17 protein-coding genes are annotated in these 17,117 nt (G+C 40.3%); 12 read left to right on the forward strand and 5 right to left on the reverse strand.

What is annotated here, in order from left to right; all coding sequences use genetic code 11:
* Positions 1-445 precede the first annotated feature (445 nt).
* The 4 genes from AC1F2U_RS26700 (at position 446) to AC1F2U_RS26715 (ending at position 3,885) form a co-directional block, all read left to right on the forward strand.
* A complete protein-coding gene (locus AC1F2U_RS26700) occupies positions 446-1,594 on the forward strand; it encodes a sulfate ABC transporter substrate-binding protein (RefSeq protein WP_480263847.1) in 1,149 nt (382 codons plus the stop codon).
* A 152-nt stretch (positions 1,595-1,746) separates the two neighbouring features.
* A complete protein-coding gene (gene cysT / locus AC1F2U_RS26705; RefSeq protein WP_480263848.1) occupies positions 1,747-2,607 on the forward strand; it encodes a sulfate ABC transporter permease subunit CysT in 861 nt (286 codons plus the stop codon).
* Complete coding sequence (gene cysW / locus AC1F2U_RS26710) at positions 2,594-3,469, forward strand: sulfate ABC transporter permease subunit CysW (RefSeq protein ID WP_480263849.1); 876 nt, start codon at positions 2,594-2,596, stop codon at positions 3,467-3,469. Before cysT ends, cysW begins: the two co-directional genes overlap by 14 nt.
* Before the next feature lie 149 nt (positions 3,470-3,618).
* Positions 3,619-3,885 carry an NIL domain-containing protein gene (locus AC1F2U_RS26715; protein WP_194043244.1) on the forward strand — a complete coding sequence of 89 codons (267 nt, stop codon included), beginning with the start codon at positions 3,619-3,621 and terminating at the stop codon, positions 3,883-3,885.
* Between the two features lie 130 nt (positions 3,886-4,015).
* On the opposite strand, the gene AC1F2U_RS26720 is transcribed toward AC1F2U_RS26715, so the two are convergent.
* The gene (locus tag AC1F2U_RS26720) at positions 4,016-5,527 is read right to left on the reverse strand and encodes a hypothetical protein (RefSeq protein WP_480263850.1); all 1,512 of its coding nucleotides are present in this window, start codon (positions 5,525-5,527) and stop codon (positions 4,016-4,018) included.
* Between the two features lie 748 nt (positions 5,528-6,275).
* Here AC1F2U_RS26720 and AC1F2U_RS26725 point away from each other — a divergent pair.
* Positions 6,276-6,920 (forward strand): NIL domain-containing protein, encoded by a 645-nt coding sequence (locus AC1F2U_RS26725; protein WP_480263888.1) that lies wholly within the window; start codon positions 6,276-6,278, stop codon positions 6,918-6,920.
* Positions 6,921-7,054: 134 nt separating this feature from the next.
* A complete protein-coding gene (locus tag AC1F2U_RS26730) occupies positions 7,055-7,393 on the forward strand; it encodes an NIL domain-containing protein (RefSeq protein WP_094351027.1) in 339 nt (112 codons plus the stop codon).
* Between the two features lie 6 nt (positions 7,394-7,399).
* On the opposite strand, the gene AC1F2U_RS26735 is transcribed toward AC1F2U_RS26730, so the two are convergent.
* Together AC1F2U_RS26735 and cysE are read right to left on the reverse strand one after the other, a co-directional pair.
* Positions 7,400-7,990, reverse strand: a complete 591-nt coding sequence (locus tag AC1F2U_RS26735; protein WP_480263851.1) for a Crp/Fnr family transcriptional regulator — start codon at positions 7,988-7,990, stop codon at positions 7,400-7,402.
* Between the two features lie 177 nt (positions 7,991-8,167).
* Complete coding sequence (cysE, locus tag AC1F2U_RS26740) at positions 8,168-8,893, reverse strand: serine O-acetyltransferase (RefSeq protein WP_480263853.1); 726 nt, start codon at positions 8,891-8,893, stop codon at positions 8,168-8,170.
* A 225-nt stretch (positions 8,894-9,118) separates the two neighbouring features.
* On the opposite strand from cysE, the gene AC1F2U_RS26745 reads away from it, so the two are divergent.
* The gene (locus tag AC1F2U_RS26745; RefSeq protein ID WP_289797690.1) at positions 9,119-9,589 is read left to right on the forward strand and encodes an RrF2 family transcriptional regulator; all 471 of its coding nucleotides are present in this window, start codon (positions 9,119-9,121) and stop codon (positions 9,587-9,589) included.
* An 18-nt stretch (positions 9,590-9,607) separates the two neighbouring features.
* A complete protein-coding gene (gene cysK, locus AC1F2U_RS26750) occupies positions 9,608-10,570 on the forward strand; it encodes a cysteine synthase A (RefSeq protein ID WP_480263854.1) in 963 nt (320 codons plus the stop codon).
* A gap of 351 nt (positions 10,571-10,921) precedes the next feature.
* Here cysK and AC1F2U_RS26755 read toward each other — a convergent pair whose 3' ends face one another.
* Positions 10,922-11,632: a cadmium resistance transporter gene (locus AC1F2U_RS26755; RefSeq protein WP_480263855.1), complete on the reverse strand. Its 711-nt coding sequence runs from the start codon at positions 11,630-11,632 to the stop codon at positions 10,922-10,924.
* 247 nt (positions 11,633-11,879) lie between these two features.
* Between AC1F2U_RS26755 and AC1F2U_RS26760 the strand changes: the two genes are divergently transcribed.
* Complete coding sequence (locus AC1F2U_RS26760; RefSeq protein WP_480263856.1) at positions 11,880-12,533, forward strand: cadmium resistance transporter; 654 nt, start codon at positions 11,880-11,882, stop codon at positions 12,531-12,533.
* Positions 12,534-12,591: 58 nt separating this feature from the next.
* On the opposite strand, the gene AC1F2U_RS26765 is transcribed toward AC1F2U_RS26760, so the two are convergent.
* A complete protein-coding gene (locus AC1F2U_RS26765) occupies positions 12,592-13,389 on the reverse strand; it encodes a sulfite exporter TauE/SafE family protein (protein ID WP_480263889.1) in 798 nt (265 codons plus the stop codon).
* A gap of 829 nt (positions 13,390-14,218) precedes the next feature.
* Between AC1F2U_RS26765 and AC1F2U_RS26770 the strand changes: the two genes are divergently transcribed.
* The 3 genes from AC1F2U_RS26770 (at position 14,219) to AC1F2U_RS26780 (ending at position 16,959) form a co-directional block, all read left to right on the forward strand.
* Positions 14,219-14,806: a TetR/AcrR family transcriptional regulator gene (locus AC1F2U_RS26770; protein ID WP_480263857.1), complete on the forward strand. Its 588-nt coding sequence runs from the start codon at positions 14,219-14,221 to the stop codon at positions 14,804-14,806.
* A gap of 41 nt (positions 14,807-14,847) precedes the next feature.
* Entirely contained in the window at positions 14,848-15,294 is a 447-nt protein-coding gene (locus AC1F2U_RS26775; protein WP_480263858.1) for an acyl-CoA thioesterase, read from the forward strand.
* 834 nt (positions 15,295-16,128) lie between these two features.
* Positions 16,129-16,959 (forward strand): squalene/phytoene synthase family protein, encoded by an 831-nt coding sequence (locus AC1F2U_RS26780; protein ID WP_480263860.1) that lies wholly within the window; start codon positions 16,129-16,131, stop codon positions 16,957-16,959.
* Positions 16,960-17,117: the final 158 nt, after the last annotated feature.

A 17,117-nucleotide genomic window follows, 5' to 3' on the forward strand; every position in this document is an offset into this window, starting at 1 on the left:
ATATTTAACAGCTTTTTCCAATTCTTCTCGGCTCTGTTTAATCTCAACTTGCAATTTGAGACCCATCACACTTGTACCAAATACACCCTTGTGAATAATTTAGCGCAGCTTCATACAGAAATGGTATTACTTGATTTTGTTGCCCTACGTTGAGTAAAGCCGATCGTTAGAATAAACTGTCCTCAAAAATTCGCTATTCCCTAGCAAGTTGCTTGATGCATCAAGTAGCTAATTGCGATGCCTACGGCGAGCTGCGCCTACGCAATTTGATAGTTGAAAGTAAAAGCATTGTAATTGCTCACAGAACTGGTAGAATCACCATATTCTTGATAAAGAATACGAGGTTTTTTGGTGTTTGTACTAGATATATGGAATCATCCAGTATTATAAACATAATATAACTGTATTCCCATCAATTATTTGTAGATTTAGTGGAGGAAATGGAATGAGTTTGTGGCAACGCCCACTGAAAAGGTTACAAGCGATCGCGTTCAATAGAACGTATCGGTTCAGACTAAGTTCGCTCAAAGGCTTTGTATCACTCTTTTTGGTAGGTACTGTATTGAGTGTAGCCCTTGCCGCCTGCTCTGGTGGAGGAACTGAGAGTACTTCTTCCTCTGAAACCCCTGCTGCTAATGCTACTCCTGTGGCTGCAAGCAAAGATAATGTTGAACTAACTTTAGTTTCCTTTGCTGTCACCAAAGCCGCTCACGAAGCAATTATTCCTAAGTTTGTAGAACAGTGGAAAAAAGATCGTAATCAAACTGTCGTCTTCAAGCAAAGCTATGGTGGTTCTGGTTCCCAAACTCGCGCCGTTATCGATGGTTTGGAAGCAGATGTTGTTCACTTAGCATTAGCTGGAGACACCACAAAGATTGAGAAGGCTGGATTGATTCAGCCAGGATGGGAGAAAGAAGTTCCCAACAATGGTATTGTCTCTAAATCGGTGGCAGCATTAGTCACTCGTTCCGGCAATCCTAAAGGCATCAAGACCTGGGCAGATTTAGCCAAAGACGGTGTAAAATTGATTACTGCTAACCCCAAAACTTCCGGCGGTGCTAAGTGGAATTTCTTAGCACTATGGGACTCTGTGATTAAAACAGGTGGCGATGAGGCTAAAGCTACTGAATTTGTGACTAAAGTTTACAAAAATGTGCCAATCTTGCCTAAAGATGCGCGGGAAGCTACTGATACATTTGCCAAGCAAGGGCAGGGAGATGTCTTAATCAACTACGAAAACGAAGTTATTTTGGCACAACAAAAGGGCGAAAAGGTTGATTATGTCGTTCCCGATGTGAATATATCCATCGACAATCCGATCGCGGTAGTAGATAAAAACGTCGATAAGCACGGAACCCGCGAAGTTGCTGAAGCTTTTGTGAAATACCTCTATAGCCCAGAAGCACAGCAAGAGTTTGTCAAATTGGGATTCCGTCCTGTGGATGAGACTTTAGCTCAAACGAAGGAAGTCACAGACAAATTTCCCAAGCTGAAAACTCTGGGTACAGTTGCAGACTTGGGCGGTTGGGAAGCGATTGATAAGAAGTTCTTCGCAGATGGGGGCGTGTTTGACAAGATTCAAGCCAAAAAATAATTCGTAATTCGTAATTCGTAATTCGTAATTCTGACTCCACAACTTTCTTTTCTCCAGAATTAAAAGTAGTTGGTCTGTGCTTGAATTACGAATTAGCAATACGAACACTGGCAAAAAGCTCCTTGTGAATTTTAAATTTTGAATTTTTCACTATGACATCTGTATCTCCTTCTGTGGAAGTTGAACGCAAAACGCCATTCTGGAAGAGATTGGGGCGAGTTCCTTGGACTTGGCGAATCACCATTGCATACCTGACGGTGATGTTGTTTGTCCCCATAGCTGCGATGTTTCTGAAAGCAAGTACAGAACCTCCATCTAGGTTTTGGGCGATCGCAACCAGTGATATCGCATTAGCAACATATAACGTAACTTTTGTGACGGCAATATTTGCTGCCTTACTCAATGGCGTATTTGGAACTCTGATTGCTTGGGTTCTGGTTCGCTACGACTTTCCGTTAAAGCGCTTGATTGACGCCACAGTAGATTTACCGTTCGCACTACCAACTTCCGTAGCAGGGCTAACCTTGGCAACAGTTTACAGCGATAACGGCTGGCTAGGTTCGCTACTAGCACCACTGGGAATTAAGGTATCTTTTACCCGCACGGGAGTAGCGGTAGCAATGATATTTATCTCACTACCTTTTATTGTGAGAACTGTACAACCCGTGCTTCAGGAAATGGAACATGAAATTGAAGAAGCCGCCTGGTGTCTGGGTGCTTCTCAATGGCAGACCTTCTGGAAAGTGATTTTGCCACCTTTATTTCCCACAATTTTAACTGGTGTTGCCTTGGGTTTCTCTCGTGCAGTTGGAGAGTATGGTTCGACTGTGATTATCTCTTCCAATACGCCCTATCAAGATTTAATCGCACCTGTGCTGATTTTCCAACGGTTAGAGCAGTATGACTATTCTGGTGCAACAGTAATTGGCATAGTTTTACTATCAATTTCGTTGGTACTGCTATTGGCAATTAATTTCTTACAAGGATGGGCAAGGCGATATGACAGTAGATAAGCCAAGTTTTCACTCATCTGCATCTGAGACACATACGGCCAAGCCTAAAGAGCAGAAGAGTTGGGTGCCAATAGTTTTAATTGGGATAGCGATCGCCTATTTAGCCCTAGTTCAATATATCCCAGCAATTAACGTTTTTGTCCAAGCCTTCAGCAAGGGTGTTGGGCCGTTTCTATCCAACCTGACGCGACCAGCTTTTATCCATGCAGCTTGGCTGACACTGTTATTAGCTGTGATTTCTCTACCTTTAAATACGGTATTTGGTTTATGTGCAGCTTGGGCGATCGCTCGTCATAAATTTCCTGGACGCGCCGTAGTTTTGAGCATAATTGACCTGCCCTTTTCAATTTCGCCCGTAGTTGCAGGATTAATGATTGTGCTACTTTACGGCCGGAATGGCTGGTTTGGCCCTTGGCTTCAAGCCCATGATATCAAGATTATCTTTGCCTTTCCAGGTATGGTACTGGCTACAGCCTTCGTGAGTATGCCCTTTGTGGCGCGGGAAGTGATTCCGGTTTTAGAAGAGTTTGGTAAGGATCAAGAAGAAGCTGCTAGAACTCTAGGTGCGAAAGATTGGCAGATATTTTTGCGCGTCACCCTACCCAGTATCCGTTGGGGCTTACTCTACGGTTTAATTTTGACCAATGCCAGAGCAATGGGTGAATTCGGAGCAGTTTCAGTGGTATCTGGCAACATTGCTGACCAAACCCAGAGCCTACCACTGTTTGTAGAAGACGCTTACAAACAATACGAAACGGAAGCGGCTTTCTCTGCGGCTGTACTGTTAGCGTTGTTAGCAGTAGTAACCTTGGTGCTGAAGGAGATTCTAGAACAGAAAACCCGCATTAAAGATGTTGAATAGAAAAATCAAGCGATTATAGTTATCTTTTGAATAGGATACAAGCAAATCATGGGACATGGTACGAGCTACCTAGTACCTATCAGGAAATTACCGTTAGGGTTAAGAGTAGTTCTGTACCAATCCCGATTAGGGATTGAAATAACTCAGATATGGCTACTGACAATACACTTACCAATAAAAGGATTCGACTCAGAATTCCTAAAGATTATCACCAGGAACCTGTTATTTCTCGCCTGGTGTCTGACTACGGACTGATTGTGAATATCACGGCAGCAATTTTGGGAGCCAATGCTGTCGGAGATGGTTGGTTTGACCTTGAACTACAAGGAACAGATGCACAAATTCAAAGCGGGTTAACTTATCTCCGCGATTTGAAATTAGAAGTCTGGGATGATACTAAAGCAAGCGATTGGTAAGAGTTATAGCAACACAAACAGTTTATTTATCTGGTTTTAAAAGAATTGCAACCCGCAGATCCTCGACTTTATAAAACTTGTCGGGGATCTTGTTTCTCATGAATGATTCAGAATTGCTATAGTGGTTTGTCTACAAAAGGGTATACCAAATACCGTTATCATTTTGACGTAAAATACGGTATCTTCCCTGAAGAAATTCTAGCATTCTGGGAAAATTTTTGTTGATAGTAGGCTGCTGAATATAATCAATAAAGATATAAGGAGGCTTAGATGAATCTAACTCTTCTAGAAGTTTTGTCCATTGCTCAGGTAGGAAATATTCAAGTGCCCAACCACGTAGTGATGTTGCCTGAGTCCGATTGGAGAAGTAGTAAATAGATGGATCGCCAGCTACATAAATCTTACCAGGAAGACTTCCTGGTTGGGAGATAAATTCAGCCTCTGAACGAAGAGATGGATATTTTTCTCTAAAAACAGTCTGATATTTTAATCGTGTATCTTCAGTTAAAGCAAAGTTATTATTAACCAGAACAACGCTTTTTTTTATCAGAGTATTCGATAAAGGCAAGAAAAACAAAAATATCAGTAGGATGGTAGTAAATGGGGAACTCAATTTTCTTAAAGACTCCCATAAAACATCTAATCCTTTAGTTGCTAAAATACCTAAAGGTACAAACAATAGTAAATAATGGTATTCCCAAAATGCCCCGCGTTGTAGAACAATCACACCCCAAGCAAAAATACACCAAATCACGAGTAACAAAGTCAATATATTCTTAGACTTACGTAATGATACATCTACTGCAACAATAGCGACTAAAAGTAGAGGGTAAAAATTATTTAAGAACCATTTTATTCCTGCAAAAAGCCCGCTTGGGTCAAATTGGGAATTAGCAACAATCCGAGGTGGATATAAAAAGAATGTTTGATACAAAATTGGTAAACTATTAAACCAGGCAAAATAGCTAACAATAAATAAAATAGGAAATATAATTCCCATAAAAATTGGTATAAATATTTCTACAAAAACTTTTTGAATTGGCTCTCGTTTAATTAGCACAGAATATATGAAAAGAGTTAGCCAAAACGAAAGTAATATTAGTAGAAGTATTAATTTAAATATGAGGACAATTCCACCAATCAAACCTGACAGTAAAAGTATAAAAAATCTTTGTCTTCCTTCACATTTAAAAGATTGAGAAGTCAGCCAAATACAAATGAATAAAGGCAAACTAACCAATGCTTCCACTTGAGTCAGATGCCAAGGCTGTGAAACAGTATAGTAAACGCCAACTGTTAACAAAGGTACTAGACTTGCGATTATCGGATGCTGAAAATAGCTTTTTAGACCCAGCAACAATATTATAGACAGAAACACCATGTAAATAAGTTCAAAAAGATGGATGCCAATCTCATTAAAACCAAATAAAGTTCCTGCCAAAAAGTAAAAGCAAAAAATCCCCGGTTGCTTCACATCCCAGAAATCACGATAAAGTAACTTACCTTGTTGCATTTCCAAAGCACCAAGCCTAAAAAATGCTTGATCTCCGTCAAATGGAAAAGGTAAATGTATAAGACCAATGATCGCAATCCCAATCAAAACTAAAAAGTCAATTTTATTTAATTTAGTAATATTACTCATCAAACTTTATAATCAAAAGTTAACCGACTATCTTATGCTGATTAATATCCTAACAGGGTAAAGATCAAGACAATTTTAGGATATGAACTTAAAGTTTAAAGTTTCTGCGATCGCGTCAACACTGACTTTTCATTTTATTAAAAATTAGCTGAAGTACCAAAAATATTTAAGTAAGTAGCCAAGAATAAATTAAAGTACATTAAATAATGTAAAAAATATAATTTTTCTCTACCTTGAAGGCTCTAGGTTTACTTTGAGGGCTAGAGCCGCTTAATCTAAACCTTTAATTATTAACACCGTTCTACTTCTCACAAGAGATGGCAGTTCTTGCTGGAGGAAATAAGTATGAATAAAAACCTTCTTTCCAACTAGAGCATCTAACATCGTCCACTGCCTAAGTCTCAAGTTGCGCATGGATTACTCAAACTGGACTGTCTCTGGAAAAGACGCGTACTATTTTTTAGTAAAAATGTCAACCGTATTAACCTCAAGCTAGTCAAAATATAATGAGTTTGATTTACGTTATTTTACCCATTGTATTTTTTCAGTCTTTGTGAGACTCTCCTTTACATAACAACAAAATACATAAAATCGATAGAGTTACAGTATTTTAATAAAAGCTAGAAATATGAAAATTTCTATGAGGCTGACATTCAAGCAGGCACAGTTGAGTTGTGGGGGCACGGCATCAGCAAGATTCTCTGCCGAACCCAAAAATTGCGTGCGATCGCTATTGGGAATTAATCTGATGTCTGAGAGTAAATCTGTAGAATCCGCTTCAGTCCATAGTCGAATTCTCGTGCCTCAACGGTATAACAGGCAACCTGTAATTTCTCGACTGGTTTCTCGTTATGGTTTAACCGTCAATATTAAAGCTGCATCCCTGACATCTGACAGTGACAGCGATGGCTGGTTTGATTTGGAACTTTCAGGAAATCCCCAAAAACTGACAAATAGCCTATCTTACTTGCAAGGATTGGGAGTGAATTTGCTGCAAATAGCGATCGCTAACCAAATTCAACCCAACCAGCACACTCTACCTTTCCCAAATCCAGCTAGCAAACTGAGTCTTAAAGACTCTGCATGGCTGACAAATAAATGGCAAGAACAATTCCAGCAATGGATTTCTCAGGGTCAAACAAATCGATTGCGCTTGCAACTGTGCGTCTTAAAATCTTATTACGAAGAACCAGTGATTTCTGAGTTAGTTTCTCGTTATGGACTAACAGTCAATATCACCAGTGCCTTACTTCAACCCGATACGGAAGATGACGGCTGGTTTGACTTGGATTTGTGGGGGAGAACAAAGCAACTCTACTCTAGCTTGATTTATTTAGAAAAACTGGGACTACCGATTTGGCTGGATTTGTCTAGCGTTTATAGCGATCGCTAAGTTAATAATTCGTAATGACGCTCCTGCGTCGCTAACGTAATTCGTAATTCAAGGACAATTTGGCTGGATTTGTCTCGGTAGCGATGTCTACGACGGGCTACGCCTACGCTAATTAATAAAATTACCACTATCCAATGGCAGCACTAAATCACCAAAAAACCAATTCCCAAAACAGATTATCACTGGTTTCTTCAGTTTCTGAAAAAAGCCAAGTCACTCAGATTCGTCTGCGGATACATATTCCCAAATGCTATCTGCAAGCGCCCGTGATTTCGCAGTTAATTTCTACTTACGGCTTGGTAGTTAATATTACCAAAGCTATGCTACAACCAAATACAGATCGAGAAGGATGCTTTGACATTGAACTGCGGGGAACAGTGCCACAAATTTCTCGCGGTTTAGCTTACCTAGAATCCCTGAATCTTAGAATTGTGGGTAAGCCGAATGCTGACGGCGATAGCTGGTTTTACTGAAATAATCTAAATTTCGTAGTACCAAATTTCTTCTTCTTTTAGGACAATTCGATGTAAGGAGAGACGATCGATCAAGCCCTCTTGTTCAAACTGTCCAAGAACACGAGTAATGGTAACACGAGTTGAACCAAGCATTTCCGCCAGGTCTTCATGAGTCAGACGCATATCTATTAAACGTCCCTTCTCAACTTCCGAACCAAACTTTTTGGATAACCATGCCAACAGCTTGATGAGCATAGTATCCACTTTTTTATGGCTACGAATGATCATCAATTCTTGAGCCTGTTGGATATGGGCAAGTAGAGTTTCTGTTAGTTCAGTCCACTCCTCTAGAGGTAAAACTGTTGCCTCCACTTTAGTTAGGCATTCCATCTGATAAGGTTCTAATTTTGACAACCTCTTACCAACGACATCTCCAGGTCCCCACAATCCTAGAGCGACAGTTGTACCATCTTCTAGATAGCTAAAAGTTCTCACAAAACCCGTTTCAATCTTCCAAAGGTCGTTATAATGCTCCGGCAGAAATGACCTACGGGCAAAAAGTTGCTTAGTATTGTTACTGCTTGAAGTAGATAAGCTTGTGTACAAAGACACCATACTATATAAAACTATTCTCCGATAAATTAACCGTAGTATTACATTTATATCAGGTTATAAGAACCTATGGGTATTTTAAAAAAGGGAGTGGGGAGTGAAGAAGGGAATAGGGTACAGGTTACAGGGTACAGATAATTCCCTATCACCTGTCACCTGTCACCTCTCCCACTCCATTCCCTAAATTCCCGCACCATCAAGAAAATCTTCAATTATCCCATCAGAATTATTACTCTTAGGGTTGTCGGTTAATTCGTCGCCAAGTTCAGCTGGAGACAAACTAGATTGTTCCAACTGCTCGAACTGTTTCTCTAGAGACTTGACACGTTCAAATAAAGCGCGGATGACTTCAGCTTCTACGTCGCGTACTTTATCGTGATCCAGAACATTGCTAGACGAGTTGTTCTGACGAGTTACGCGCCCTGGAATCCCAACTACAGTAGTGTTACTGGGGACATCTCGTAGCACCACAGAACCAGCTCCGATACGGACGCGATCGCCAATTTGAATATTTCCTAATACTTTCGCCCCTGCTCCCACAACCACATGAGAGCCTAAAGTTGGATGGCGTTTACCACTTTCTTTCCCAGTCCCGCCAAGGGTAACACCTTGATAAATCAGAGCATAATCCCCTACGATCGCAGTCTCGCCAATCACTACTCCCATGCCGTGGTCAATAAACACTCCCTGGCCAATTAATGCCCCAGGATGAATTTCAATTCCAGTTAAAAACCTACTAATATGAGAGATGAATCTTGGTATGAAGGGAATTCCAATTTTATACAGCCAGTGTGATAATCGATGAAACACTAGAGCTTGCAGTCCAGGGTAACAGAACAATACTTCTAGCCAGTTACGGGCTGCTGGGTCACGCTCAAAAATGGTTCGCAAATCAGTTAGTAGCATACTCTGTTGAGATTTTTGTTGGTAGGTGAGGCTCTGAAAACAGAAACTCAGGATGATTCCCAGAAAAAGATCGAGTCCTTTATGGGAATTGTGTAAAAGCAGAATCTACGGTAATTCGATAGAGTATAGTATTTTTGTGGGGAATAAGTGGGATGCTATCACATTCCACAGTTGAAAAAAATTAATTTCGCATAAACTGCGATATGTCCCTCAATTCACCGTAGTATGTTGAGTACAGTGTTGAATAGCCAAAACTACGCTCTCTTGGATCTATCTTCCAAAGTGGAATACGCATTGCTGGCACTATTAGAACTGGCAAGCCACCACGGAAAAAAACTTCCTTTAACCATGAGCGAGATTACTGCCAAACAACCCATACCTGAGCGCTATCTGGAACAAATTTTGACCAACCTCCGGCGTGCTGGTGTGGTGCAGAGTCAACGCGGCTCTAAAGGAGGTTTCGTTTTAGTTCGGGAACCTTGGCAGATTACAATACTTGAAATTGTCACTTTGGTTGAAGGCGAGCGGAAAGAGAAAGATACTTCTAACTCTCCGACTCTAGAAAAGACTCTGGTTTATGAAGTTTGGGAGCAAGCTAACGCTGCCTCAATAGAAGTTTTGGGTCGTTATACACTCCAAGACTTGTGCGAGGAAAGAGAAACTCGCGCCCAGCAGAGTCCAATGTATTATATTTAGTCACGACGGAGTACCCCCATGCGGATAGCGAAAGATATCACAGAGTTAATCGGTCGAACTCCTCTAGTTCAATTAAACAAGATTCCCCAAGCTTCAGGAGCGGTTGCTCGGATTGTGGTGAAGCTAGAAAGCATGAATCCAGCATCTTCTGTGAAAGACCGGATTGGCGCGAGTATGGTGGAAGTGGCGGAAGAAGCAGGCTTGATTCACCCCGGAAAAACTGTTTTAGTAGAGCCGACTTCTGGAAATACAGGAATTGCGCTAGCGATGGTGGCAGCCGCTAAGGGCTACCATCTCATTCTAACGATGCCTGACACAATGAGCCACGAAAGACGATCGATGCTCAAAGCTTATGGCGCTCAACTAGAGTTAACGCCAGGGGTAGAAGGGATGCGAGGAGCGATCGCTCATGCAGAGGAAATTGTCGCTAAAACGCCCAATGCCTATATGTTGCAGCAGTTCCGCAATCCCGCTAACCCGAAAGTTCACGCCGAAACCACAGCCGAAGAAATTTGGAATGATACCGATGGAGAGGTAGATATTCTCGTGGCGGGAGTGGGTACTGGTGGGACGATTACGGGAGTTTCAGAAGTTATTAAAAAACGAAAGCCGAGTTTTCAAGCGATCGCAGTTGAACCAAGCAACAGTCCGGTATTAGCAGGCGGTAAATCAGGGCCTCACAAAATTCAAGGTATCGGCGCGGGATTTATCCCAGCAATTTACCGTTCAGAAATGGTAGATGAAGTGATTCAGGTAGCAGATGAGCAAGCGATCGCTTACAGCCGTCGCCTAGCAAAAGAAGAAGGATTGCTATCGGGGATTTCTACTGGCGCTGCTTTATACGCGGCTATTCAAGTGGCACAACGACCAGAAAACGCAGGTCGCCTCATCGTCATGATCCAGCCTAGCTTCGGCGAACGCTACCTCAGCACCTCACTGTTCAAAGACCCAGAAGAGAATGAGTGGTTGAGTAAAGTTTGATTTCTTATAGTAAGTAAGCATTCTCAGGATAAGACTATTAATGAGGCAACTTAGAATCGTGAATTAAACTAAGTTCCAGGATTAGGTAGGGGCGGGTTTCCTTGATACGATCGTGAACTGTTAATTAGATCGTTAAATCCGCCCTTCCTTGTTTATTAATACACGGTAGAGCATCTGATTAACAATAGCGATCGCCTACTCTTCTATTCTTTTGGAATATTGCGATTGCTTCGGCACAATCTCCTGCTGTTCTACTGTGTACGCACAGTCGTTAGCTGATACAGAAACAGAAGTTTTTTCAAACATCAATCCTTTCGGAAATTTCCGCCACGTCCGTCGTACTAGTTACATTCATTTACTAGAATTTTCGCCAATTTCATCGGCGCTTTCGTTGTTTTTGACCAAAATCATCAAACAGATACCACTAGCAGCTAGCTTTATTGGACTTAAAGCTTCGCTTTTTAATACAATAAAAACGCCTAATCCGATCAGAACAAAAGGCACAAGATAATTAACGTAGTGAGTCAATACATCAGCTATGACTCTATTGTTAATTAATTTGTATGCAACATAGCACCAAACTCCTAACAAGAGAAAAAATAATCCGATAATTACCAAAAAACTCTCTAAGTTGCAGCTAGCAAATAAAGGTACGTAGACACTAATATTATCGCTACCATTGGCAATGGTAACAGCTGCCACACTATAAGCTTGAGGAGAAAAAAAGCTAGTAATTGTTGATGCTTCAGCTTCTTCTGTAGCAGCTACAACTTTTTTTGATGAATCTTCTTCTTGATTCACTAAGCTACTGATACCTATGGAAATTGGTAGCAAACCAAGTAATCCAATCCAGTTTTTTGATAAAACTAATCCCCCAAATAAACCCGGAAGACTAAGGATTAATAGAACTGTAAAACCGAGAAACTGACCAGCAACTATATGCCGGGGGCGAAAATTAGCACTTATTTGAGAAAAAAACAATAATAAAATGACAATATCATCAATGTTAGTGGCAATGAACGCAATTATCCCTGTAGTAATTGCAGTAACTAACTCGTTCATATTTTATGATAAAGAAGAATTCAGGAGTCAGTAATAATTACTGTGTCATTTTAAATCTAAGTTGTGCCAGAAGGTTAAAATAATTCGTGATTGGTAATGACGCGTAAGTATTTCGCCAATAATTACGAATTACATTAGCGTAGCGGTAGCAAAAAACGAGCGTCATTACGAATTACGAATTACGAATTACAAATTACGAATGAGTGAATTTGGTATGGTGGTAAATCGTAGATTCTAAAAATCCAGCATGAGTCAGCTAGGGACAGCTTTCAGTGAAGGGATAATCGCCTTCATCGCCACTAACATTGATGACATCATTATCTTGTTAATATTTTTTTCACAAATAGATGCTAATTTTCGGCGGCGGCATATCTTACTCGGTCAATATCTGGGTTTTACAGCCATTATCATCGCTAGCTTACCAGGATTTTTTGGTGGATTGGTTGTACAGCGAGAATGGATAGGATTGTTAGGACTACTACCAATAACAATTGGTATTCAGCAATTAATATTTAGAAAAGAAGAAACTATAACAGTTCAGACAGTCAGTAGTGATTTTAGAGAGCCTACACCTACGAACCCAGTATTATCTTTTATTTTGAGTATTTTGCATCCCCAAACCTATAAAGTGGCAGCAGTAACGATCGCAAATGGTGGTGACAATATCAGTATATATATCCCTTTGTTCGCTGGTCATGACCTTGCCAGTTTGGGAGTAATTTTAAGTATATTTTTTATCATGGTAGGGGTTTGGTGTGCGATCGCTTATTTTTTAAGTCGTCAACCTACCATTGCTAATATTTTAAGTCGCTACGGTAAAGCTGCCGTACCTTTTGTGTTAATTGGCTTGGGTCTGTTCATTATGTATGAGCGAGGTACATTCACTCTACTCTTTGGGTAAGAAGTTAATCAATGTTGGATGTTGGATGTTGGATTTGGAATTGAAAATCTCAAATTGGTTACACCTGATGAACTAATTTCCAACTCACCATCATTAAAATGGCGTAAATAATAAACCGTAGTGGGCGTTGCGGAGCTACTTGGCAGATTTTAGCACCTAGTAACACCCCAGGCACAGAGCCTAACCATATAGGCAGTACCAAATTCCAATCAACTGTTCCCAGGCTGAGATGACCAAGGGCTGTAAACATCAGTAAAATTGCTGCGTGTGAAATATCTGTACCCACTAACTTCCGTGCATCAAGGCGGAAAAACCCAATCAGCACTAGGGCAAACATTGAACCTGATGAGACGCTAGTTAGACCGACAAAACAGCCTAAAATTGCTCCCAAAGTAATTGTTATAAATCGACCAAAGTTAGTTTCTAAGTCTAACTTTGGCAGTTCGGGTAAATTAAATTTGGGGAAAAAAGTCAATAACAACAATTGCACTAGTGCTAACACAGTGACTAGCAAAATCATCCCACCCAGCAAACGGAGCAAAATATTATCCAGGTTATACTCACCTGTACGTTTAATGAAGTGCAAAATCCCCACTCCGAACAATGAGCCTGGAACACTTCCAAAGGCCAACCATTTGACAACTTCTGTATCCAGGGTTTTTTGTTCCCAATGCTTGACGCTACCAACAACCTTCATCAATGTGGCAGCTACAACATCAGAACTCACGGCGATGGAAGGTGGAACCTGAAAAACAAAAATCAACATTGGGGTAATGAGAGAGGCTCCGCCAATTCCCGTCAAACCAACTATGATGCCAACGAAGAAGCTTAAGAATGGTAGTAATAAATAGTGCATACTCTTTGGGGGTTTGAGAAAGTCAGCTAGAACTTCACTACTAGAGAGCAATAACTCAGCCGAATCACAGCCCAGTGGTAGATAGAGCTGGTCATGGCAAGTTATTGTGTTTCTCAAAAGATGAGTGACACAAGGAAAGGTTATCCAGCTAAAAGTTAGAGCAGAGGATTACTGGACAACTTAAAACCTGTCTGGAAGTTTTTGGAAGTATAACAACTGGGATTTAGCTGAAACAGGCTTTGATAACTCCTTATAGGTCAGTTGTTTTACTAAAATCAACTTCTCACTGGTTTTTTTGCGGTTTTACATACAAAAGCCGGTAAAACTATGTGCTTACCGTATTTTAATTGTAAACGCGATCAAACGTCTAGCGTATTCGCTTTGTATATCGCTATATTCCCTGGATAATAGACCGCAAGTCTAATAACTCATGGAAAATTTTGTTTTTACAACCCAGTCAAAATCCTTTTTAGCAAAGCTTAAATCGCCAATATTGCTGCTGAAATTTCTGTTGATGCCAAATTTATCATTACCGACAGTGGAGGTAGCATCAAAACTAATAGTATGTACGATCGGGTGAAATCTGCGTTGTCTGGACGTTGTGCCAACTTACTTAAGTATATTGTCTTCACTTAAAATGCCATCGTGCAAATTTATGTATGGCTTGACTTCATCGAATAAATCTTTGTTCAAAACTCGACGTTGAAAAATACTTGACCTGCAAGCATATATCATGGTATCAATAAAAAAACTGTTCGGTCGGTAATTTCAATTTACAGTAATTTTTAGTTCAATAAACTCACAACTCTCTACTCTATAAATCGCTGTAATGTCCAAAGGCGAAGAAACAAAAAATAGAATTCTCCACCAAGCAGCCGAACTGTTTAACCAACAGGGATATGCAGGCTCATCGATGTCAGACATTATGCGTGTTACGGGATTACAGAAAGGAGGAATTTACAATCACTTCCAAAGCAAAGACGATCTCGTACTACAGGCTTTTGATTTTGCGATCGCTCGTATTAAGCAGCATACTAGATTTGCATTACGAAGCAAACACCACGCAGTAGAACGTCTGCAAGCAATCATTCGGGTGTTTAGTAGCTTCGCAGAAAATCCACCGATCAAGGGCGGGTGTCCACTGCTGAATACAGCTGTGGAAAGTGATGATGCTCATCCGGCGTTGCGACAACGTACTCAACAAGCGATGAACTCTTGGCTACATCTAATTTGTCGAATTATTGAAAAAGGAATTGAAAAGGGTGAAATTAGCCCGGAAGTAAGTGCTGATGAAATCGCTACCATCATAATCGCAACGCTGGAAGGAGGCATAATGATGAGCAAGCTTTATGGAGATTCAATTCATATTCATAGGGTAATTAATCACCTAAATCAATACTTGGAAGCTTCACTTTAATTGAACAGACCGAGCAGTATTAAAAAATATCAAGAGAAATAATGCTAGTAAATAACAACCTACACAGGCCATTAGAAGTAGTATTAGCAATTCCTGTCAAAACATACGACATTGATTTTATGGGAATTGTGAGTAATATCGTGTATATCAGATGGCTAGAGGATTTACGTCTAAAGTTTTTAGATGAACATTGGCAACTCAATCAACAAATTGAGCAAGGATATACACCCATTATAGCTGCGACTGAAATTGAATATAAACGTCCAATAAAGATTATCGATCGAGTGATTGGACGTTTATGGCTGAGTGGTTTAGGACGCTTAAAGTGGACTGTGCAAGCTGAAATTTTATCTAACAATGAGTTAGCAGCAGTGGCGAGCCAAAAGGGTGGTTTTGTCAGTTTGCAAAATAATCGTCTTATTCCCATTCCAGAAGAATTACAGAAAAAATATTTACAGTATCAACAAGGGATTCAGAAAATTCAATAATTAGGAATAATTCAATATTTTTTTGAGTTTTTACAGACTGTTCGGTTTGTTTGTAAACATAATCTGGACTATAACACCGATTCTTGATGAATACGCGAAATAACCCCAATGCCTACGGCATCTCTCCTTGCTAAGAGTAGATGGGAAGGTGTCCTCTCATTCCCACTTCTTGCAAAAGTGGGGAAAAGGGTTAAGGTATGGAATTTTCGCTTTTATTGCCAATCTCGTAAATATACGGGAACTTCTTGTTTTGAGTTTTGGTCAGTTTATGTCACTTTGAACAGCAAGGCGGTTCTGACTCCAATAGATTAGGTATAGTCCAACTCAGGCATTACAGCCTTATATGTCGTCCAATTTAACTGACCCTAACTCTTCGGTAAACCACTGTACCCATCCAAAGGTATGTACAAATGCTGTTATCTGTTGTCAGGTTTTCCTGAATTGTCTTTATATATACAATAATTACACTTTGTTAGTCAGATTAACGCAGACTTAAAGCACTTTCAAATCGCTAAAATGGATGTTTGCTTATAGAACAATTTCGTCATATCCAACCAAATATTACCATAATTCTTTATATGTATGCTAAAAGTTTATGAAAGCTATATCAAACGACACTTCAAACACTTTTGCACCCAAAAACCTCTATACTAGACTAGACTTTGATAAATTTAAGAGTTTTGTTAATTGCAACACCAAAAACTATCAATTTTTAGATGAAATACTAGCGTATCTTATAGTCTATAGTTTTTAAGGTTTAGTCAAAACTATATCCAGTATCATCAAAAAACTGCAAACTTCATGTGGTGCAAAAATCAAGTGGGGAGTGAAAACATGAATTTACGTAGAGATGCATTGCAAATCCTCAAAGAAACTAGCCGAACTTTTTATATCCCAATTAGTGTTTTACCGCCAGGATTGCAAGAAGCAGTAGCATCGGCATATTTGTGTATGCGTGCCATTGATGAAATTGAAGATCATCCCGAACTAGATAACGCTACTAAAGCAAAGCTCTTAAGAACCATTAGCCTGACATTGCAGGCAGGAGTTGATGGCTTCGCGGTAGATGCTTTCTTTGCAGGATTTAGTGGGTATGAGAATTCATTAGAAGAAGTCACTTTGAGGATTAGAGAATGGTCACTGCTAGCACCAGACACCATTGCACCTCGAATTTGGGATGCCACTGCTGCAATGGCAGACCGGATGGCTTATTGGGCAGAAAAAAACTGGAAAATTTACACAGAATCCGATTTAGATCGTTATACCTTTGGAGTTGCAGGTGCAGTGGGACTGTTACTTTCTGACTTGTGGGCTTGGTATGATGGAACACAAACGAATCGTACCCAGGCGATTGGTTTTGGTCGGGGTTTACAAGCAGTCAATATCTTGCGTAACCATACTGAAGATTTGGGACGTGGGGTAGAATTCTTCCCAGAAGGTTGGAGTGCAGAAAATATGCAAGAGTATGCCCGGCGCAATCTAGCCCTGGCAGAAGCTTATATCAAAGACCTTCCTACCGGGCCAGCCTTAGATTTTTGTCAAATCCCCTTCACCTTGGCAAACGGCACTCTTGACGCCCTTGCTAATGGTAAAGAGAAACTCAGCCGCAGTGATGTTTTCGCACTTATCGAACAGCTGATTAGTGTGAACATGAAAGCCAGTTAATAATCTCTTAACGACTAATGGAGATGATTCTAAATTGCCTCCAAATTTGGGCATCCAAAATCCTACAGCGATTTTCTGTAGGATAGCCAGTGCGGTCTTGGGTTCTCCCCAAATATAGTAACTGGCGTTGGGCACTGCCCTCCAATACCTTTTAATAC

The sequence above is a fragment of the Nostoc sp. LEGE 12454 genome (assembly GCF_056620565.1).